The sequence below is a fragment of the Ruminococcus albus 7 = DSM 20455 genome, assembly GCF_000179635.2.
In the GTDB taxonomy this organism is placed as follows: Bacteria; Bacillota; Clostridia; order Oscillospirales; family Ruminococcaceae; genus Hominimerdicola; species Hominimerdicola alba.
Map to the genome: position 1 here is coordinate 238,302 of NC_014824.1, position 22,268 is coordinate 260,569.

The window sequence follows — 22,268 nt, forward strand, 5'->3', positions numbered from 1 at the left end:
TTCATTTGCCCCAATAATGGTTATGCAGGTAAATAAAGAATTTAAGACTCCCCTGCTTTGGATTTTAATGGTACCAATTGAAGATCAAAGGCTTTAATTCACTGGATTTCACATAGAGTATGTCACGGGTGTCACACTTGATACACAGGGACTGAGAACATTTCTCGGGTGGATTTTATCCGTTAATTGAGTGGATTTCATCCGTTAATTCAAAATCGAAACTAACAGAGATTCTGCGTTTCAAATTAGTTTGTGTCACGCGTGACACAGTAAGTTCAATTACATAATTGCAAATACTATTTTCCCTTTTTCTTTTTATCAAATCGAATTTTCCTGTATAATAAACGTAGATATTTATATTGATATCAGGAGTTTTAAAATTCAAAATCATAGGAGGAAAATATCAATGGGACAAAGATCACAAATGTACATTAAATTTGAATCTGAAAAAGAAAAAATACTGATAGCAAATTATTATCAATGGAATTATGGAGAAAGAATGATTTCCAGAGCAAAATATGTTATTGAGTATATTAAAAATGCTTACGATACATTTTACAAAGAGGGCAATTTTCACTTTTGGTATGAAAATAAAGATACTATCAGAAAACTAAAAAGACTGCTCGATGTAAATTTTGATATGCAGGATATAGTGTTGAGTCAGGATATTATTGAAGAATTCAAGGAAGAAGCTGATGATAACTGTAAGTTCAATGATTATGTATTCTACGGTCAGGATAACAATGACGGTCAGTTCTACCTGTACGTGATGAATAATGGTTCTCTTAAGTATACTTTCACAGATTATAATTGCAATGATCGTCTGACTGCGCATCAGTATATGGAAGACTATAATGCTGAAGATAGGGAAATCTGCGAAGAAAATACAACTTATATAGAAGAAAATGCTCAGCTTTTGTCAAATTCCGAATGGGCTGAATTTCTCGACGATAATTATTCTTCACTATATAAAAGGAGATCCACTCCGGCGGAAGAAGCAGTGTTCAAACTTTCAATGCTATGGGGCGATTATCTGAGATCAAAAAAATCCTACAAAGGCATATTATACAGCGATTTTCTTTCTAAAATTCCTGACGATAAAGCGGCAAATATAATAAGAAATAAATCTCGTTGGTGTAATGAAAGCTCGGATATAAACAAGCTCTTTCAGGAAATGGCAGAGGAACTTATCGACGAATCCTTTGAAATCGATATTCTAAAGGAAGTTGAGTTGTGTGATGTCTGCAAGCCATCAATAGAGCCATTGAAGTTTGCATCTGGTCTCACATCTAAAACACCGGCCGAACAGCTTATACTGTATAATAAGCTTCTTAAAAAGACAAGCAGCTCTGCAAATAGAAAGATAATAACCGATACAAGCGAATGTGCTGTTCTGTTTTCTATCGACAGCAGAGGAAATCCTCTTATAACACTTAAATTGTACGGAGAAAAATTCGGAAAATTAAAGGGAAAACCTGAAATGGTCGAGTTAACACCTTTCGAACGTTATGAGTTATACGATCTGGCAAATGAGTATTGTAAGAATCACTATAGTATGTCATTGCCTTCAAGGTGTTAAAAAGGAGAATGGCTATGGGAAATACACGTAATACAAGAGCCTACTATAGGCGTGTGAGAAGTAAAAATATCGAACGTAAAAAGAAATTATATAATATTGTATATCATTGTAACTATGAAAAGCCTGAAGGAAAACTGAGTAAAGGAAAAGTTCACTGCAGCTGCCCTTGGTGCGCTTTCAGCGGACTGACTTATAGAAGAATAAAACGCGGCACAGCCATGGATTATTCTGAGAAACACTACGAAGAATATTTCGACGACGTAGTATAATTGGAGGACAAATCATGTTTGAACTGAATTTCGATGAACTGGATATGCTTTCACCTTTCGAAAAATTCAAAGACAAAATAACAAGATCAGATCTTAAGCCGGAAAGCAAGATCTTGCTGATGACTCATAACGATCTTGACGGTTCCGGACCAGCAGTGCTGCTTAAAAGCATTTTTGTAAAAACAGACGTTATTCACTGTTCTAATAATAATATGGATCGTGAGATAATGAATTCTATGTATATGGCAAATAAATATGATGCGGTTTTCATTACAGACATATCCTGTACGAAAGAAACTGCAGAAAAGATAAATGAACACTATAATAGGAAGAAGCTTTATCTGCTTGATCACCACAGAACAGCTGAGTATCTTAATGAGTATGACTGGGCATTTGTTCTGTCAGAACACATCAAAGAATCTTTCATTGATGAATATTATAAGGAACCCATTGGAAAGCCTTCCGCAACTTCAATAACCTTCGACTTTTTGAAGTACTATGGGCTTACGAAGTATATCAAGAACCTTTCTCTTGCTAAAGAACTTGCTTTCATGATAAGTGCTTATGATTCTTGGGATTGGGTAAATGTTTTTGAAAAAGATCCAAAGTTTCTGGATCTGAACACTGTATTCTGGATCTACCAGCCGGAAATATTCGACAACATCTTTTCAAAAAAGATATCTGAAGAAGGAGCAAGGATTCTCGATAAAAGAGAAAACTTTGTACTTATGCTGGAAAAAGGAAGAAACGAAAACTATATCAACTCCAAAAGAGAGTCATTCAAAAAGTGTGTACTTACAATAGATGATGTTTCTTACAAGGCAATTTATTGTTTTGCAGACTCTCACACCCCGGAACTTTTTGAAGTAATGAAAACTGATTTCCCGGAAGGAGACATTGCAATCATAAATACAGGTTCCAAATTATCCTTCCGTTCCATAGACAATGATATCAATGTTGAAAAGCTTGCGAGAAAGCTTGGAGGCGGCGGACATATCAATGCAAGTGGTGTTCATGTTTCTTCTGAGCTTCAGAAAGAATATATGGAAAAGCTTCTTACAGGAACTATTGAAAAATATAATCAGTCCGCTAATTCATGAATGGAACGTCCTGATAAACTATATTTCAGATTAGAGTGTGACACGCGTGACACACTCTAATACCAAAAATGCGATCAAATTATTAAAGTAATTTACAGTGGAATCTTTTTTATCTATTCCAATTTCCTTGTATAATTATATTAGTAGTAACTACTGATAATTGGAGTCTGTTTCCGAATGCAGATGTTCCAAAATAAATTATACGAGGTGTAATCGAATGGATAAAGTAACGAAGCAAAAAATAAAACACACGCTGAGGAAAAACGGGCTAACTATTTTTTTAGGAATCTCTGTAATATTACTAATAATCATCGCGTTAATGAATGTCAGCGTAAAAAAAGAGAAGATCAAAAAAGAAAAAGTAGCAAGCAATATTTATTATGGCTGCATCAAGACAGAACATGAAGAAAAAGTTCTGGTGATCACCCAGGCGAATTATTTCATCGAAAATGAATGCCTTGATGATGGCAGCGGAGAAAAATATAAAGAACTAAATACAATACTATACAAAAGCGGACTCAAACAATATTCAGAAGGGAAATACTCTTTAACAGAAGAAATGAATGAGTCTGACTTAGTTCAGATATTAACTGAGAACAATATGGTTTTGGATTTCAAAAACAAGGAATATAATGATTTCTGCAACAGATAATTCAGAAGAAAAGCTCATCGATAGATGGGCTTTTTTTATTGTGTCACGCGTGACACACTTAGATCAGGTGGATTACGTCCGTTAATTAGAGTGGATTTTGTCCGTTAATTCAAAGCTAAACTGCTTGAAATTCTGCTTTTCGACTTAATCTGTGTCACGAGTGACACACTCAGATCAGTTGGATTTCATACGTTAGTTAAGATGGATTGTATCCGTTAATTCGGGCCTTGCTAATATTATGGAGAGTGGATTTTATCTGTTAAATCAAAACTGAAATGCCCGAAATACTGCTTTTCAACTTAGTCTGTGTCACGAGTGACACACTCAGAGAGGGTGGATTTCATACGTTAATTCGAGTCTTGCTAGTATTATGGAGAGTGGATTTTGTCCGTTAATTCAAAGCTAAACTGCCTGAAATTCTGCTTTTCGACTTAATCTGTGTCACGAGTGACACACTCAGAGAGGGTGGATTTCATACGTTAATTCGAGTCTTGCTAGTATTATGGAGAGTGGATTTTGTCCGTTAATTCAAAACTGAAATGCCCGAAATACTGCTTTTCAACTTAGTCTGTGTCACGAGTGACACACTCAGAGAGGGTGGATTTCATACGTTAATTCGAGTCTTGCTAGTATTATGGAGAGTGGATTTTGTCCGTTAATTCAAAACTGAAATGCCCGAAATACTGTTTTTCAACTTAGTCTGTGTCACGAGTGACACACTCAGAGAGAGTGGATTTCATACGTTAATTCGAGTCTTGCTAGTATTATGGAGAGTGGATTTTGTCCGTTAATTCAAAACTGAAATGCCCGAAATACTGCTTTTCAACTTAGTCTGTGTCACGAGTGACACACTCAGAGAGAGTGATTTCATACGTTAATTCGAGTCTTGCTAGTATTATGGAGAGTGGATTTTGTCCGTTAATTCAAAACTGAAATGCCCGAAATACTGCTTTTCAACTTAGTCTGTGTCACGAGTGACACACTCAGAGAGAGTGGATTTCATACGTTAATTCGAGTCTTGCTAGTATTATGGAGAGTGGATTTTGTCCGTTAATTCAAAACTGAAATGCCCGAAATACTGCTTTTCAACTTAGTCTGTGTCACGGGTGACACGCTCGAAACCAGGAAGTTAGATCATCGCATAGATGGATTGCGACCGTTAATTCAAAATTTAAACTCCCCAAATACTGCTTTTCAAATCAGTTTGTATCACTGGTGACACGCTCGAATTCAATACATCTGATCATTGCATAGGTGGATTGCATCCGTTAATTCAAGAGTGAAATACACAGAAATACTGCTTTCAGCTTTGTTTGTGTCACACGTGACACAATTGAAGCAGAATAATGCTGCGGGTGGATTATATCCGTTAGTTGAGATGGATTCTATCCGTTAATTAGAGGCTTGCTTGTATTTTGAATGTGGATTGTATCCGTTAATTCAAAACAGAAACTCCCGAAACACTTCGTTTCAACTTAGTTTGTGTCACGCGTGTCACACTTAGATCAGGTGGATTACGTCCGTTAATTAGAGTGGATTTCATACGTTAGTTAAGATGGATTGCATCCGTTAATTCGGGTCTTGCTAGTATTATGGAGAGTGGATTTTGTCCGTTAATTCAAAACAGAAACTCCCCCAAATACATCATTTCAGAATAATTTGTGTCACCCGTGACACAGTCAGATGAGGTGAATTGCGTCCGTTAATTCAAGAATGAAATACACAGAAATGTTGCTTTCAGCTTTGTTTGTGTCACGCGTGTCACAATCGAAACTATTGAATCAGAATAATGCTGCGGGTGGATTGTATCCGTTAATTCAAAACAGAAACGCATGAAAATACTACTTTTCAGATTAGTCTGTGTCACGGGTGACACGATCGAAACCAGGAAGTTAGATCGTCGCATAGATGGATTTCGCTCGTTAATTCAAAATTCAAACGCCCAAAAATACTGCTTTTCAAATCAGTTTGTATCACTGGTGACACGCTCGAATTCAAGACATCTGATCATTGCATAGTGGATTGCATCCATTAATTGAAGTGAAATTTGTCCGTTAATTCTAGAGTGAAATACACAGAAATGCTGCTTTCAGCTTTGTTTGTGTCACGAGTGTCACACTCAGATCAGGTGGATTGTATCCGTTAATTAGAATTTTGAAGCTTGCCTATCATGGATTACGTCCGTTAATTCAAAGCTAAACTGCCTGAAATTCTGCTTTTCAACTTAGTCTGTGTCACGAGTGTCACACTTATATCAGTTAGATTACTTCCGTTGATTAGAGTGGATTTCATACGTTAATTGAGATGGATTCTATCCGTTAATTCGGGTCTTTCTAGTATTATGAAGAGTGGATTTTGTCCGTTAATTCAAAACTAAAACTCCCCCCAAATACATCATTTCAGAATAATTTGTGTCACGCGTGACACAATTAAAACAATTGAATCAGAATAATGCTGGTGGATTACATTCGTTAATTGAGATGAATTCTATCCGTTAATTAGAGTCTTGCTAGTATTATGGAGAGTGGATTTTATCCGTTAATTCAAAACTATAACTCCCCAAATACTGCGTTTCAGCTTATTTTGTGTCACGCGTGTCACACTCAGATCAGATGGGTTGTATCCGTTAATTAGAATTTTTAAGCTTGCCTATCATGGATTACGTCCGTTAATTCAAATTTAAAACTCCCCCAAAATACATCATTTCAGAATAATGCTGGTGGATTTCATACGTTAGTTAAGATGGATTGTATCCGTTAATTCGGGTCTTGCTAGTATTATGGAGAGTGGATTTTGTCCGTTAATTCAAAACTGAAACTCCCCCAAATACATCATTTCAGAATAATTTGTGTCACGCGTGACACAATTGAAACAATTGAATCAGAATAATGCTGCGGGTGGATTATATCCGTTAGTTGAGATGGATTCTATCCGTTAATTAGAGTTTTGATACCTTCCTGTCATGGATTTCGCCCGTTAATTCTAAATTAAAACTTCCCCAAATACTGCTTTTCAAATCAGTTTGTATCACTGGTGACACGCTCGAATTCAAGACATCTAATCATTGCATAGGTGGATTGTGTCCGTTAATCGAAGTGGAATTTATCCGTTAATTCAAGAGTGAAATACACAGAAATGCTGCTTTCAGCTTTGTTTGTGTCACGCGTGTCACACTTAGATCAGGTGGATTACGTCCGTTAATTAGAGTGGATTTCATACGTTAATTGAGATGGATTCTATCCGTTAATTAGAGTTTTGCTAGCATTATGGAGAGTGGTTTGGTCCGTTAATTCAAAACAGGAACTCCCCCCAAATACATCATTTCAGAATAATTTGTGTCACCCGTGACACAGTCAGATGAGGTGGATTGCGTCCGTTAATTGAAGTGGAATTTGTCCGTTAATTCAAGAATGAAATACACAGAAATGCTGCTTCAGCTTTGTTTGTGTCACGCGTGACACAATTGAAACAATTGAATCAGAATAATGCTGCGGGTGGATTATATCCGTTAATTAGAGCTTTGCTTGTATTATAGAGAGTGGATTTTGTCCGTTAATTCAAATTTAAAACTCCCCCAAATACATCATTTTTTCAGAATAATTCTGGTGGATTACATTCGTTAGTTAAGATGAATTCTATCCGTTAATTAGAGTCTTGCTAGTATTATGGAGAGTGGATTTTATCCGTTAATTCAAAACTATAACTCCCCAAATACTGCGTTTCAGCTTATTTTGTGTCACGAGTGTCACACTCAGATCAGATGGGTTGTATCCGTTAATTAGAATTTTGAAGCTTGCCTATCATGGATTACGTCCGTTAATTCAAATTTAAAACTCCCCCAAATACATCATTTCAGAATAATTTGTGTCACGCGTGACACAATTGAAACAATTGAATCAGAATAATGCTGCGGGTGGATTATATCCGTTAGTTGAGATGGATTCTATCCGTTAATTAGAGTTTTGATACCTTCCTGTCATGGATTTCGCCCGTTAATTCTAAATTAAAACTTCCCGAAATACTGCTTTTCAAATCAGTTTGTGTCACTGGTGACACGCTCCAACACAAGAAGTCAGATTATTGCATAGATGAATTTCATCCGTTAGATGATGTGGATTCTATCCGTTAATTAAAGTTTTGCTTGTATTATAGAAGGTGGATTTTGTCCGTTAATTCAAAGCTAAACTGCCTGAAATTCTGTTTTTCAGCTTAGTTTGTGTCACGAGTGTCACACTCAGATCAGGTGGATTGTATCCGTTAAATAGAGTGGATTTCATACGTTAATTGAGATGGATTCTATCCGTTAATTCGGGTCTTGCTAGTATTATGGAGAGTGGATTTTGTCCGTTAATTCAAAACTGAAAATCCCCCAAATACATTATTTCAGAATAATTTGTGTCACCCGTGACACAGTCAGATGAGGTGGATTGCGTCCGTTAATTGAAGTGGAATTTGTCCGTTAATTCAAGAATGAAATACACAGAAATGCTGCTTCAGCTTTGTTTGTGTCACGCGTGACACAATTGATACAATTGAATCGGAATAATGCTGCGGGTGGATTATATCCGTTAGTTGAGATGGATTCTATCCGTTAATTGGAGGCTTGCTATTATTTATAAGGTGGATTGTATCCGTTAATTCAAAACAGAAACGCATGAAAATACTGCTTTTCAGATTAGTCTGTGTCACGGGTGACACGCTCGAATTCAAGACATCTGATCATTGCATAGTGGATTGCATCCATTAATTGAAGTGAAATTTGTCCGTTAATTCTAGAGTGAAATACACAGAAATGCTGCTTTTCAACTTAGTCTGTGTCACGCGTGTCACACTTATATCAGTTAGATTACGTCCGTTAAATAGAGTGGATTTCATACGTTAATTGAGATGGATTCTATCCGTATATTAGAGTTTTGCTTGTATTATAGAAGGTGGATTTTGTCCGTTAATTCAATGCTAAACTGCCAGAAATTCTGCTTTTCAACTCAGTTTGTGTCACGCGTGTCACACCCAGATCAGGTGGATTACATCCGTTAGTTGAGGTGGATTGTATCCGTTAATTAGAATTTTGGAGCTTTCCTATCATGGATTACGTCCGTTAATTCAAAACTGTAACGCCCAGAAATACCGCTTTTTAGATTGGCTTGTGTCACGAGTGACACACTTGAAATCTGGAATATTAGATTATTCTACTGGTGGATTGCGTCCGTTAGTTGAACGGATTTTATTCGTAAAAGAGGTGGATTTCATCCGTTAGTTGAATATCGTAAACAGCGGAATTCCGGTCGTTTCAAAGCTCCGTAATCACAATATATATCACATCAACTATCACATATACTATAACTTTAATCACTCTATCTATCATAAACAAGTGAAAGATAGACTGATTTTCACGCAATTACATCTGTAATTATTTCCAGAAAGCTCAAACTTGAAGCCTAAGATTCATAGGAGAGATTTCATTATATTATCTATAGCTTCGGTATAGCTAAAGAAACGAGCTTGTGGACTGTTCCAATATCTTATCAATAGAATAAATTTTTTCTTGATTTTTCTGATAAATTCTGAACAATCATTGCTATTTTCTCTTTTATATGGTATAATAAGGCTAGAAATCTATGATATACAAGATGAGCTTACAGTATTTGAAAAAATATTTCAAGCAAGTCTGTCTAAATTATAGACAGGTATCTCATTTATTTGTATCTTTACGAAAAACTATGATATATGCTTTTCAATATATCAGATAGCTCAGGTATATTGATAGAGAAGCGTAACTGAGTGGATTTCATCCGTTAGTAGAGTGGTTTTCAACCGTTAATTGAGTGGATTCCATCCGTTAGTATGGTGGTTATCATCCGTTAATTGAGTGGATTTGGGACGTTAGTCGGGTGGTTTTCAACCGTTAATTGGATGGATTCTATCCGTTAGTAGAGTGGTTTTCAACCGTTAATTGAGTGGATTCGGAACGTTAGTTCAGCTTTTGAAACGGATTTATTTCGGTTGTTTTTAAAAGCCGTAATCACAATAACTATCACAAAATCTATCACATCAAATATCACATTAAAATCACAAGTATTATAACTGTATAATCACTCTATCTATCACCCGATAGAAAGATAGACTGATTTTTCACACAAGAATCTACTTGTTATTATTGCCGAGATTCACACACTTAATACTCAAAAAAATTTTTTTATAAAAAAAGATTACATTTGATTTTTTATTTTTTGAAGTTTTCTTCTATAATCAATATGTGACTCTAAGTTATGATTCCTTGAAAGGATGTTATTATGTCAAAGAAAGACGAAAAAACTCAAATATTAGTTGGGTTAGGAGATCCCAAAAAACTGGTGATTCAAAAATCAAAACCATTACTGGATATAGTGAGAATAGGACTTCCATTAGATGCGCTCAAGCTTCTCGATGCTTATCTAGCAAAAATTGATACTTATAAGCCAGATAACAAAACTGTCGTATTCGAGGTAAAAGAGTACGAAGAGATGCTGGGTATCCAGAGACTCCGAACAGAAGTCCTAGACGCTAATCTTGATAAATTGCTTAATCACGTGATTACGCTAAAAAACACTGCCAACGACGAAGATGATGATGTAATAAAAATCAACTTGTTTCAAATGGCTAGAAGAAGAATCAACAAAGAAACCCGAATGGGTGAGATAGTGCTGGTTTGTAATGACGTGGCTAAAGATTTTATTTTCAAATTAGATGATATTAAATACATCAAATATAATCTTGAAGATATAATCAAATTAAATTCAAGATATAGTTACACGTTATTTTTATACTTAAAAGACAATTTGTATAAAAAAACATGGACTATTAGTTATCCTGAGTTGAAGGTCAGATTAGGATGCGAATCATCGAGATATTCTATGTTCAGTTATCTAAAAAATGATATCCTCAACCCCTGTAAGAAAGAAATAGAAAGCAAAACAGGTGTCCGCTTCACTTTCGAGCCTATAAGGAAAAACCGCTCTGTAATTGCTGTAACATTCACGGCTTCGGAAGTCAAAGGTCTTACTGACAAAAAGAAGACTGGTAAGATGGTAGATACTGATAAAATGGTAGATGTTGAATCAAGTAAATCTGCATCTACTGTACCGGTTGATAATAATGAGGAAAAAGACTGGAAAGCTTTCTATGGTTCATCTGTCCTTGCAGGACTGGCTGAGCAATGTGAATACACGTTTTCTAAGAAAGAAATGCAGCTTATCCATGCTCTCCTAAAAAAGATAAATATATCGCCGGCTGAAGGAGACAGAACGGGTACATGTAGATTCGGAAGGGAAGCGTATTTACAGGAAAAGTATCTGCGTCTGTGTCAGGAAGAAGAAAATAAAGCGAAAAACGGTGAATCTATCACTAACCGTTTTGCGTATTTAAGAAAAATGCTTGAAAATGAAGCAGAAGAAGATTCAGATGAATAATTACAACACTTCAACAGAAAGTCTACGGCTTTAACCGTGGGAGGATGTCAGAGAATGAAAGGAGATATGTAATTGGCAGCATCATACGACAATAACAGTATAAGTTCTCTTAAAGGAGCTGACAGAGTAAGAAAAAGACCCGGTGTTATTTTTGGCTCTAACGGTCTTGAAGGAGCTCAGCATGCTTATTTTGAGATACTGTCCAATTCCATTGATGAAGCCAAAGATGGGTACGGCAGCAAGATCACAACTATTCTGTATGAAGATGGTTCTATAAGCGTCCAGGATCACGGTCGAGGCATTCCACTTGAATTCAATAAAACCGAAAATCGCTATAACTGGGAGCTCGTTTACTGCGAACTTTACGCAGGAGGAAAATACGATGTTGACGGAGCTAATTATGAGTACAGTCTGGGGCTTAACGGTCTTGGAGCTTGTGCAACTCAGTATGCAAGCGAGTATTTCGATGTGGAAGTTGTCCGGGATGGCTATAAATATAACCTTCACTTTGAAAAAGGTGAGAATATAGGTGGACTTGTAAAAAAGAAATTGAAATCAAAATCAGAAACCGGTACATTCCAGAAATGGAAGCCTGATCTTGAGGTATTTACGGATACAAATATCACTTATGAATATTTGCTTGATGTAAACAAAAAACAGGCTATGGTCAATAAGGGCATAACCTTCTGCATCATGGACCAGTCTTCTGATACAAACACTGAGTATTACTATGAAAACGGAATAATTGACTATATAGAAGAAATTTCCGACGGTAAAAATATTTCTTCTCCGTATTATATCGAGGGCTCCGGAACAGGAAGGGATAGGGAAGACCTTAAAGAGTACAAGGTCAAAGCCGAGATCGCTTTTGCTTTCAATAACGATGTACCTACCCTTCAGTATTACCACAATTCAAGCTTTCTTGAACACGGCGGAGCTCCAGATAAAGCGGTAAAGTCAGCTTTTGTAGCTGTTTTTGATAAGATTCTCAAGCAAAGAGGAAAGTATAATAAAGGCGAGACTAAAATTAGCTTTGCTGATATAGAAGACAGTCTTATAGTCATCGTAAACAGTCTTTCGACAATGACAAGCTACGAGAATCAGACCAAAAAGGCTATAAACAATAAATTTATCCAGGATTTTCTCACCGAACTGATCAAAGAAAGACTGGAAATATGGTTTATTGAAAATGCCGGCGATTCCAACAGGGTGATCGACCAGATACTTGCAAATAAAAGAAGCAGGGAAGCCTCCGAAAAGCAAAGAATCGCACTGAAAAGAAAACTTGTAGGCAAGAGTGATTCTTGGGACAGAGTAAAGAAATTTGTAGACTGCAAGTCTAAAGATACTTCCATAAGAGAATTATTTATTGTTGAAGGTGATTCAGCTCTCGGTTCGGTAAAGATGGGCAGAGATTCAGAATTTCAAGCAGTAATGCCTGTAAGAGGAAAGATACTTAACTGCCTGAAATCGGATATTTCAAAAATTGTCAGCAGCGATATAATAATGGATCTGATAAAAGTGCTTGGCTGCGGTATAGAAATACCGATAAAAACACCCAAGAGGGGAGTCCTCTCTTTCGATATAAACAACCTGAAATGGAATAAGATAATAATCTGTACAGATGCCGATGTTGATGGATTTCAGATAAGAACTCTGATACTGACTATGATCTACAGATTATGTCCGACTCTTATAGAAGAAGGATACGTTTATATCGCTGAAACTCCACTGTACGAAATGAGATATAAAACGAGAGCTAATGAGGAAACGTTCTTCGCTTTCGATGAAAAAGAAAAAAACAAGATAATGAAAGGAAAAGATCCTTCAAGATTCTTTATTCAGCGTTCAAAAGGACTTGGCGAAAATACTGCGGAATTTATGTGGCTCACTACGATGGATCCTAAAACAAGACGTCTTATAAGGGTTACATCTGAGGATGCAAAAAAAATGCTTGAGTACTTTGAATTATACCTTGGAAATAATGTAGCTGCAAGAAAAAGCTACATAGAAGAAAACGGACATCTATACACTGATGATCTTGATCTCGATTAACAATTAGAAAGGGAAATGACTATGACAAACAGAGAGAACATTCAGAGTATGAACACTAAAGATTTTTATGAAAAGCTTGACCAGGTTTTTAAGAACCCTTTTTCGGCGTATATCGACTATGAGAAGTATTTTAACGGAGAGGACCCGGATATAAATCACTACATAAAGTGTGAATATGAAGGAACACTTCTCCCTTCTGAAGCGGATCTCATAAATTCCGACTGCTTAACGGGAATAGATGGAACTCTTAACAAAGAAAAGTATATGAAAGAACACAGCAGAAAAGTACTCGTACTTAATTCCAAAGACGATTATTATTATGGAGTACAATACGCAACTGTTGCGGATGTTCTGTTTAATAGGATCCTGAAAGTGCCGCTGAACGCTTTGAAAGCAAATTAAATCAAGTAATCCTTATTATTTTCGCTTATTTTCAAGTATAATATCATTAGATCAGATCTTGATATGTGGAGTTGAAACTACATATCAAGATCTGAATTATTTTTCAAGGAGTAGATATTACGGCATAATTCAAAGAATCAATGAACAGGTAAATGCAGCACTTCAGAAACTTATACATGGATCCGAAAGACAGAAATTCATAATGAATGTTAATATTCAACGTTGACATTACAAAATGTTAATGGTATAATATATATATTATTATTATTAGGTAATGGAGGAGTATCAATGCCATTTTTGCTAGATGAATCCAACGAAATGTACAATTCTGATAATTACTATTTTTATTCCAAACATCGTTCAAAAGTAAATAAAGTTGCAAGTGTGTGGCTTATTGATTTAAAAGAAGAGTTTTCTTTATGTGAAGATGCAATAAAAAAAAGATATCTGCAGGACGATTTTAAATCTGATAACAAAAGATTTGCATATAATTTAAAGCGAACATCAAATAAACTTGCTATTTTAGGCGAAAGCAATTCTAATGCTAAACATTATGGATTAATAATAGCAAAATTCAACAATGATATTGAAAAGAGAATATGGCATGGGTATCCAGCAGATTATATAGCTAATCAGCAAGATAAACCTAATGACAGTATACTAAAAGAAATGATAAAAAAAAATTTGATAACTCCACGTGAAATGAATAAAATTAAAAGAGGACTAAAAATATGACAGAAGACAATGATTTTATAAAGAAAGTTATCATACCAGGCGTATATTGGGATAGTTTCATATACAAAAAATGGCTTATTCTCATCGGTATGGATGGAACAATCAAATCATATAACTGGGAAAAAATAATTCTAGATGAAATAAGTGATTCTAATGATTCATTAGCGTATAAATGTGCCTTTCTTCAAGGCAATAATCTGTACGGCATTAATTCCCGAACTCTCATATTACAAGATAAAGAATTCAAAGATTTATTAAGACAAAAATTCAAACGAATTAGAGATATTGAAATTTCCGCAGATAAGCTAAATAAATATGCTGCATATAAAAAAGAAGTCGTATTAAATAATCTTACAACTGATATAGGAATTTATAAAGATACGTTTTATTATTGCAATTCTGATGGTGTGTTTTGCAATGCCCTCAACCCTAGAAATGTCAATTATATGTCAAAAAACTCAAAAAAACTCTGGGATGGTAATGTTCAAAATCTTCAAGTGGGAAAATACGGTACAATAATCATGTCTGCTTCTTCGGATGGTCTATTTGATTTAACTAATAATGATTATATTATTGATTATGATGAATACGATGAATACTATTCAAGTTTTGGTGGAAAGAAGATAGAAAAGAATATTCATCAGATAAGTTCAAAGCATTCTTCTTATTGTTCCTGGTCATTCTCAAGTGTATTTAGTGGTTCGTTTATTGATGAGTGTTATTTGATTGCTACAAAATACGAAATCCAAAATGATTATAAAAAAAAATTAGGAATAATAAAAACTGAAAACGATATTTTTGAAACAAAAAACGAAAATTCTTATGTATTTAGCAATAATGATAAATTCTATCGTTTATCTACGCAAAAAATAGAGAAAGTTAACTTCTATGTGAAAGATATAAACGTAAATCCATTCAAAAAAAAAGAAGAAAAGAATATTACTTTTGAAGATGAAATTATCAATTCTGCGGTTACTGACTTTGGTCTAATAGTTGAAACATCAAGGCACCTGCTTGTATTTTTAAGTAATGAAGAAGTAATTAATATTGCAGACAATGATAACGAAGAATTTATCACATGGCGAACTTTTCCTCGTTCAAAATGTTATATTAACCAAATTCACATTGTATATAATGATCGAATAGAAATAGTGTCTATCAACTCTGATTATTTCGTTGATCAAAATAGAAAATTTTTTGGAAATAGTTATCATGAAACAAAGTGAATCAAAGGTATATAAAGTCTAAATAAAATTGATTATACGTACACGACAAGATTCTCTTTTTGAAGGTAGGGCAGGTTTAACATTTTAAATCTACCTCGTTGGTGTAATACAGCAATTATTCAGGGATTGTTGGCAGAAAATAAAGGATCCTGAAAGTGCCGCTGAACGCTTTGAAAGCAAATTAAGTCAAGTAATTCTTATTATTTTCGCTTATTTTCAAGTATAATATCATTAGATCAGATCTTGATATGTGGATTTTTAACTATATATCAAAATCTGATTTTTTATCCTCTTTAGGCAAGAAGACTCCCAACTCTTAGGTGGGAGATGAATTGCGTTCCTTGCTCACCGGACTTTTCACTTTGCTCATAGCATAAAATATTCAGTCGAATAAAATGGATTGGATCGATGTTTGGTAAGCGTATAACCCCCCGCATCATAAAAGCAAACAGCCGGGCAGATAACACCCGGCTGTAACATCATATTCTGGCTTTGATTTCTCCATTTCTCTTTGCGTCCATGTATATTTCTTTGAAATCAGCTTTGCTGTTCGGACCGAATATGATCGGCATAACAGATACAAGGCCATCGGAAATGATCGCATTTTTAAATGGCAGAAGCGCTGCATCAAGCAAAGTTGGCATCGGTGCATTTCTCAGCATTTCCTCCCAACTGCTGACAATGCCGTTTACAAGAAAAACAGAATTGTCATCGATCGATATAAATACCGATCCCTTTTTCAAATGTCGCTCAATGATAAATCTGCCGGTGATGCACCCTTTCCAGCTTTTAAGTATCTCCATGTGTTATTCGGGCAGATCCGATCGCTCAAGATAATCATCAATGATCCATGTCCGTTCCCATAAAAAGTGGGCAACCTCCGCAGCATCCTGTGGGTCGATCATTCCTTGCCCGAAATAATCTTCCTCAGGAAGTATATGATATTCTCTGTTCACATAGTCAAGCAGTGGAAAAACAGTTCATAAAACAGCTTTGCATCTTCATTACTAAGTTTCATTTTCTTCCCTCCATGGTAATAATATCGTTCCCGCAGGCTGTGAAAACAGCTCGGTCAGGTATTTCTCAGCATCAACACCGTTCGCCTGTGCAGTTGAAATGATCGAATACAGCGTTGCACTTGATCTGGCTCCGTTTGCTGTATTTGAAAACAGCCAATTTTTTCGGCCTAACGCAAACGGTCTTATTGCGTTTTCGGCTCTGTTGTTGTCGATAGGCACGTCTCCGTTTTCAAGAAACGTGTAAAGATATTTCCGTTCATTCAACGCATATCTTACTGCATCTGTCAGCTTGCCCTTACCACTGACCTGAACATTTTCAAGCCACGCAAAAACTCGTCAAGCAAAGGCTTTACCTTCACAAGGCGCTGTTTATATCTGTATTCTGTGGAGCTGTCGGCAAGCAGATTTTCTTCGTGATATATCTTGTTGAAATATTCTACTGCCTTTGCCGCAACAGAAGTGCTGTGCAGCTTTTGGTCGTTCGGAAGAGCCTGAATAAAACCACGCCTTGCATGAGTCATACAGCCGCATCGCTTAGCACCCTCGACTGCATTGTAGGCATCGTATCCGTCACAGATAAGATAGCCGATAAATCCTTTCAGGAAATTCGAGGCGTGCTCACCCTTTCGTGTCGGCTGATAATCGAAAATGATGATGCTCCTGTCATTCATTTTGCCGTTGCAGTAGACCCACATTCTTGATGTCGTGGTAGGCTTTCGGCCTTCCTCGTGAAGCACCTGAACGGTCGTTTCATCGGCATGGATCATCTGCCCTGCGATAAGCGTCTCATGCATTTTCTCCACAATCGGCAAACACCATTTTTCGGCAGCAGTGCCTACCCAATTAGACATAGTCGCTTTGAGCAGAGGTATGTTTTTGGAATTAAAGTCCTTTTCCTGACGGTGCAGAGGTACTGACTTTGCATATTTTTCGTAGATGATATGAGCCAGAAGTTCGGGAGAGCAATAGCTTCCCGGGATCATAGCGTGAGGATATGGCGCACGGATGATATGACAAGGTTCGTCCCTTTCTTCGGGCTTTTCTCCGCACTCGGGACACTTGTACTTATGTACTATATGCCTGCGGATATGATATTTTGGCGGCGTAAATATAAGTTCATCGTAAGCCTTTTCGGGAGTCAGTTCTTCCATTTCGGCGCCGCATATTTCGCATACCGGGTTGTCAATTTTGTGATGTTCTTCTTTTACAGGCAGATTGTTCATCCATTCATCGTGAGTGCGTTTTTTCTTGCGCTTGTGTTCGGGAACAGTAATTGTTTCGGCAGATTTAGCTGCGGATTTTTCTTCATTGTTTCCGAACATGGAAAGCTGAACACCGAACTCCTTTTCCATAACAACAGATGTCTGCTCTGTTTTTCTTCCGAATATCTGCTTTCTGAACCACGCTAACTGCTGATTGGCAAGTGCTAGTTCTTCCTTGAGAACAGCGTTTTCATTACGGAGCGATACAATTTCCGATGTCATATTTGGTTCGGACATAAAGCACCCCTCCGTTCGTGATGATACTTTAATGATACCACGAAAAGAGGGGCTTTTCAAGCACATATTCTGAATATTCGGTAAGTATTGCCTTAATACAGCGCCCCCGGCTTTCCCTCACGGATAGCCTTCGGCTGCTCTATTTTCAAGCCTTCCAGAAGCCAGCGAATTTGCTGAGATGTGAGCATTACTGCTTCGGTCTCACTGCGCGGCCACTGGAATCTTCCGTTGTCAAGGCGCTTGTACAACAGCAGAAAACCATCGCCCTCCCACAGCAGACCTTTGATGCGGTCACAACGTCTGCCGCAGAACAAAAACAATGCTTTCGAGAACGGGTCAAGTCGAAGCTGAGCCTGAACGATAGTCGCAAGTCCGTCTATCCCGCGTCGAAGGTCGGTGTATCCCGTAACAAGATAGACCTGTGCGTCCGCTGCCAGATCATTCAGCATAGCTCATGCACCAAAGCGGTCAGAGTGTCCGCAGATATATCTGCCGGAAGAGATATTTGAAGTCCGTTTTTCTCAATGCGGATATTTTCGTTTGAGCAAGGAACTGATACAGGAACGATGGTCGGAGAATTTTCGATATACTTTTCACGAACTTTTCTTAGGCGGTTGTAATACGTGTTTGGCTTGATCCCTTTTTCTTTGCACCATTCCCGGATCGTCAGACCGCTTGCCTGCTGTGCTTTGATCTGCGCAGACCATTCCTGAAGCTGCATTTCTTTTTTGATTGTTGTGATGGATGTTGTTTTGTCCATACCTGTTACCTCCTTGTCTAATCGTCTCCAATGAACTCCATGGATCAATTTGGATTATTCAATTTACTTCATGGTGTTCCTTGGAGTTTATTATACTTTATTAGACTTCGGTGGGGTAGGTGCTGGGGGTTATACGCTTACGATGTTTGACATCTACAGTGAAATAATGTATAATAATTCTGTGTTTCACAGGGCTCGATCCCTGTGCGAATTCAAATAAGGAGCATTAAAAATGTTTGATAAAATCGATCTCAATGATTTCTGGGACAGCAGCAGTGAATATGATTATCTTAAACTGGAGCCTTTTTCGGAAGAAAAACTTCGGGCTATAGAAAAAGAGATCGGATATAAATTACCCGAATCCTATATCGCCCTGTTGCGTGTGCAAAATGGAGGCTGCCCCAAAAATAAAAGAGTCGGAAATACGTCATGGCTGCTCGAAGGCATTTACGGTATCTGCAAAGGTGAAAGCGAATTCTGGGAAAATGAGGGGGTAGCTTATCCGAAGATAGGTGTACCTATATGTATAAGCGACTATGACTGTGACAGGATATTTTTAGATTATCGTGAGTGTGGAAATGACGGAGAACCCAGAGTAGTGGGGATCTCTCCCGAAATGGATACGATCGAATTTATTGCCAAGGACTTTGAATCGTTCATAAATATGCTTGTCCCTGCAAGATATGATGAAAACGACGAGATTATCGAAGAAGACGTTGTAAAAATAGATCCTTATGAAGGAGTACAGTTCACTCCCGTAGAAGGAGAGCAGAAAAAAGAATTGGATCGATATATATGGAAAGGCATGCCGGGATTTTCCTTTTTCACTGTATTCTGCATACTGATAGGCATCGTACTTGATTTATTTGATACAGATAATAAACTGTTATCGTTATTATCAAACCTGGCATATATCGCAGCCGCACTTGGTTTCCTTATCACGATAGGTGGTATTATATATTGTTCTTCTCAGAGCAAGCGTTCTTACGAATGTTATGTTGATACTGTTGATATTGTCTGGGAGGCAAATGAGCCGATCAGTAAAACGAAATATAACCAAGAAAAGAGAACGTTCTTTTTTCACCTGACAAAAAGCAAGGCTGAAAGTTACCCAAACACCGAGGGGTTTAAAGAGGGCGACAGAATAAGAGTATACCGAGTGATAAACGATAAAAACGGAGAGGTTATGCTTATGAAAGAGCAGGATCAAAAATGAGAATTTAAGAACACGGGATCCTATCACAACGCTTAAAAGTTCGGTGTAGTACGATAATAACAATTATTGAAACATAGGAAGCTGCCTAAAGCTTAGCTTAAGACAGCTTCTTTTTCTTTCAGTTAGTGGACGAAGATTTTGCTTTTGATGAAGTTACGGAAGTATATGAAATGATTGCTGAAAATCTGCTTCGAAATGAGGGTACACTTTTATCTTACTTTGATATTTTTGAACAAAGACAGTCAGAAAAATGCTCAAGCATATATTTGATGAACGGCGCAGGATGACATAAACGATTGCACGTTGTAAGTCTGCTCCTTCATTCTTAAAGTTGGTAGAACGGCAAGAACAAAACTCAAATTCATAATGAATGCTAATATACAACGTTGACATTATAAAATGCTTATGGTATAATAAATATAATTAAATAAATAACAGGAGAAACTTTTAACATGAAAAAAATAATTACGAGTATGCTGGCTGTTTCAATGATTACAGGAATGGCTTGTATGTCTGCTGGTGCAGAAGCTGAATACAATAATGCTAATTCAAATGTGATGGTCGCAAATGAAAATCATATCAGTGCAACCAATCCTGTAGTTGATCTTCTGAAAAGTGCAACCAACGGAAAAGATAGTCCTTATAATCATTATACAGTATATGATGGTTCGGACGCAAAAAGTTTTAAGGTCAAAGGCAGAACGTACTACTATGGCATTACCCAAAATGGAAATATAAGCTCATTCTCATTGAATACCCAAAAGGTCAAAAAACTGTCATTCAAGGTTGCACATCTAGATAATTCTAGTCTGGTGGATGATAGTACACTTACCATATATCTCGACGGAGAAAAATATAAAACTTATACCTTAACTTATAATATGACATATCTTCCTATAGATATTGATACAACTGAATTTAGCAAGGTAAGATTTGATTTTGGTGAATACAAGGATTCAAGGTTTGCTTTGGTAGATTTCAAAGTAGATGGTAAAACTGCCCCGAAAGGCGCAGATATACCTAAATATACGTCGGTTGATAGCTTAATTAACAGTGCGTACGATACTGATACATTTTGGTTATCCGAAACGACGATATATGACAGCAGTAAAAAACTTGGGTTTAAAATGAAAGGCAGAACATACTACAATGGTATATCTATGCGTTCTGGTGGTGGTTTCTCACTAAACACCGAGAATGTAGATTCAATATCTTTTGATCTTAGTCATGTTGATAACTCGGGAATTGGAGATTCTGCTGTAAAGATATATTTGGATAATGAACTTTACGAGAATAAAGCAATAAGCATTGCACCAAACACCCCTATAAAAAGATATACATTAGATCTGAAAAACATAGATAATCTACGCATTGAAACAAATAGATATACAGAGACATCATATGCAGTGGGTAATATTGAGTTCAATAATATTAAATCTCAGAAAAGCTATATAGTGCCTACCTATGATGACGCCATAGATTTTATTAACAGCAAATTCAATGACAGCGGCGTAACGGTATATGACAATACTCAAAAGCTAGGTTTTAATATGGATGGAGTAAATTACAAACAAGGTTTGCTAATGAGTGCTGGAGGCACGGTATCATTCAATACTGAGAGTATAAAGAAACTGTCATTTAAACTTGGTTATATAGATAACTCAGTTCCTTATTCGGGTAATAAATTACAGGTTTATCTTGATGGTGAACTCAAGGAGATATCGATTGAAAAAAATCAAAAAAATCAAAAGACCCAGAATGTTGATCTTGATGTATCAAATGTTAAATGTGTAAAGATCAATTTTTCAGACAAATATGCTAATACCAAATACGGTTTGGCAGATATTGCTATCATCAAAGATGAATCAAAGGTCAATATCCCAAAAGGCGATGTGAATTTGGACAATGTAGTTAATATTACGGATATCACAAAAGTTGCAGCGCATATCAAGGGTAAAAAGGTTTTGACAGGCGATAGTCTGAAGGCAGCAGATGTTAATGACGACAACAAAATAAATATCACGGATATAACAAAGATAGCAGCTCATATAAAGGGTCGTATAATTCTGAAGTAATTATATGAATGATCAATGAGCATTATCAAAGGCGGATCCTATTTAAAAGGGTCTGCCTTTTTATCCTCTTTCAGCAAGAAGACTCCCACCTCTTAGGTGGTTGATGAATTGCGTTCCTTACTCACTGGACTTTTCACTTTGCTCATAGCATAAAATATTCAGTCGAATAAAATGGAGTGGCTAAAACACAGTGGATTTTGATAATAAAGCATATTCTTGCTTTACAAGAGGGG

Annotated in this window: 15 protein-coding genes and 1 pseudogene; 11 read left to right on the forward strand and 5 right to left on the reverse strand. The window is 36.6% G+C overall.

What is annotated here, in order from left to right:
- The first annotated feature begins 406 nt into the window (after positions 1-406).
- The 9 genes from RUMAL_RS17785 to RUMAL_RS17825 all read left to right on the forward strand — a co-directional run bounded on the left by RUMAL_RS17785 (position 407) and on the right by RUMAL_RS17825 (position 15,466).
- Positions 407-1,579 (forward strand): hypothetical protein, encoded by a 1,173-nt coding sequence (locus RUMAL_RS17785; RefSeq protein WP_013483486.1) that lies wholly within the window; start codon positions 407-409, stop codon positions 1,577-1,579.
- A gap of 14 nt (positions 1,580-1,593) precedes the next feature.
- Positions 1,594-1,848, forward strand: a complete 255-nt coding sequence (locus RUMAL_RS17790; RefSeq protein WP_013483487.1) for a hypothetical protein — start codon at positions 1,594-1,596, stop codon at positions 1,846-1,848.
- Positions 1,849-1,862: 14 nt separating this feature from the next.
- Positions 1,863-2,948 (forward strand): DHH family phosphoesterase, encoded by a 1,086-nt coding sequence (locus RUMAL_RS17795; protein WP_013483488.1) that lies wholly within the window; start codon positions 1,863-1,865, stop codon positions 2,946-2,948.
- 217 nt (positions 2,949-3,165) lie between these two features.
- Complete coding sequence (locus tag RUMAL_RS17800) at positions 3,166-3,600, forward strand: hypothetical protein (RefSeq protein ID WP_013483489.1); 435 nt, start codon at positions 3,166-3,168, stop codon at positions 3,598-3,600.
- A gap of 6,293 nt (positions 3,601-9,893) precedes the next feature.
- Positions 9,894-11,048 carry a replication initiation protein gene (locus RUMAL_RS17805; protein ID WP_013483491.1) on the forward strand — a complete coding sequence of 385 codons (1,155 nt, stop codon included), beginning with the start codon at positions 9,894-9,896 and terminating at the stop codon, positions 11,046-11,048.
- Positions 11,049-11,120: 72 nt separating this feature from the next.
- Complete coding sequence (locus tag RUMAL_RS17810; RefSeq protein WP_013483492.1) at positions 11,121-13,103, forward strand: toprim domain-containing protein; 1,983 nt, start codon at positions 11,121-11,123, stop codon at positions 13,101-13,103.
- A gap of 21 nt (positions 13,104-13,124) precedes the next feature.
- Complete coding sequence (locus tag RUMAL_RS17815) at positions 13,125-13,505, forward strand: hypothetical protein (protein ID WP_013483493.1); 381 nt, start codon at positions 13,125-13,127, stop codon at positions 13,503-13,505.
- A gap of 288 nt (positions 13,506-13,793) precedes the next feature.
- Positions 13,794-14,240, forward strand: a complete 447-nt coding sequence (locus RUMAL_RS17820; RefSeq protein ID WP_013483494.1) for a hypothetical protein — start codon at positions 13,794-13,796, stop codon at positions 14,238-14,240.
- On the forward strand, positions 14,237-15,466 hold the full coding sequence (locus RUMAL_RS17825) for a hypothetical protein (RefSeq protein WP_013483495.1): 1,230 nt from the start codon (positions 14,237-14,239) through the stop codon (positions 15,464-15,466). Before RUMAL_RS17820 ends, RUMAL_RS17825 begins: the two co-directional genes overlap by 4 nt.
- Before the next feature lie 479 nt (positions 15,467-15,945).
- On the opposite strand, the gene RUMAL_RS17830 is transcribed toward RUMAL_RS17825, so the two are convergent.
- The 5 genes and pseudogenes from RUMAL_RS17830 to tnpA all read right to left on the reverse strand — a co-directional run bounded on the left by RUMAL_RS17830 (position 15,946) and on the right by tnpA (position 18,744).
- Complete coding sequence (locus RUMAL_RS17830; protein ID WP_043550630.1) at positions 15,946-16,269, reverse strand: hypothetical protein; 324 nt, start codon at positions 16,267-16,269, stop codon at positions 15,946-15,948.
- A 3-nt stretch (positions 16,270-16,272) separates the two neighbouring features.
- A complete protein-coding gene (locus tag RUMAL_RS21970; protein ID WP_157865504.1) occupies positions 16,273-16,422 on the reverse strand; it encodes a hypothetical protein in 150 nt (49 codons plus the stop codon).
- Between the two features lie 51 nt (positions 16,423-16,473).
- Positions 16,474-18,050: pseudogene (gene tnpC, locus RUMAL_RS17840) on the reverse strand (IS66 family transposase).
- Positions 18,051-18,076: 26 nt separating this feature from the next.
- The gene (gene tnpB / locus RUMAL_RS17845; RefSeq protein ID WP_013483393.1) at positions 18,077-18,433 is read right to left on the reverse strand and encodes an IS66 family insertion sequence element accessory protein TnpB; all 357 of its coding nucleotides are present in this window, start codon (positions 18,431-18,433) and stop codon (positions 18,077-18,079) included.
- On the reverse strand, positions 18,427-18,744 hold the full coding sequence (tnpA, locus tag RUMAL_RS17850) for an IS66 family insertion sequence element accessory protein TnpA (RefSeq protein WP_013483496.1): 318 nt from the start codon (positions 18,742-18,744) through the stop codon (positions 18,427-18,429). Before tnpA ends, tnpB begins: the two co-directional genes overlap by 7 nt.
- A 232-nt stretch (positions 18,745-18,976) precedes the next feature.
- Here tnpA and RUMAL_RS21025 point away from each other — a divergent pair, with 232 nt between their 5' ends.
- Both RUMAL_RS21025 and RUMAL_RS22620 read left to right on the forward strand, forming a co-directional pair.
- The gene (locus tag RUMAL_RS21025; RefSeq protein ID WP_013483497.1) at positions 18,977-19,960 is read left to right on the forward strand and encodes an SMI1/KNR4 family protein; all 984 of its coding nucleotides are present in this window, start codon (positions 18,977-18,979) and stop codon (positions 19,958-19,960) included.
- A 452-nt stretch (positions 19,961-20,412) separates the two neighbouring features.
- Positions 20,413-22,035 carry a dockerin type I repeat-containing protein gene (locus RUMAL_RS22620; protein WP_013483498.1) on the forward strand — a complete coding sequence of 541 codons (1,623 nt, stop codon included), beginning with the start codon at positions 20,413-20,415 and terminating at the stop codon, positions 22,033-22,035.
- Positions 22,036-22,268: the final 233 nt, after the last annotated feature.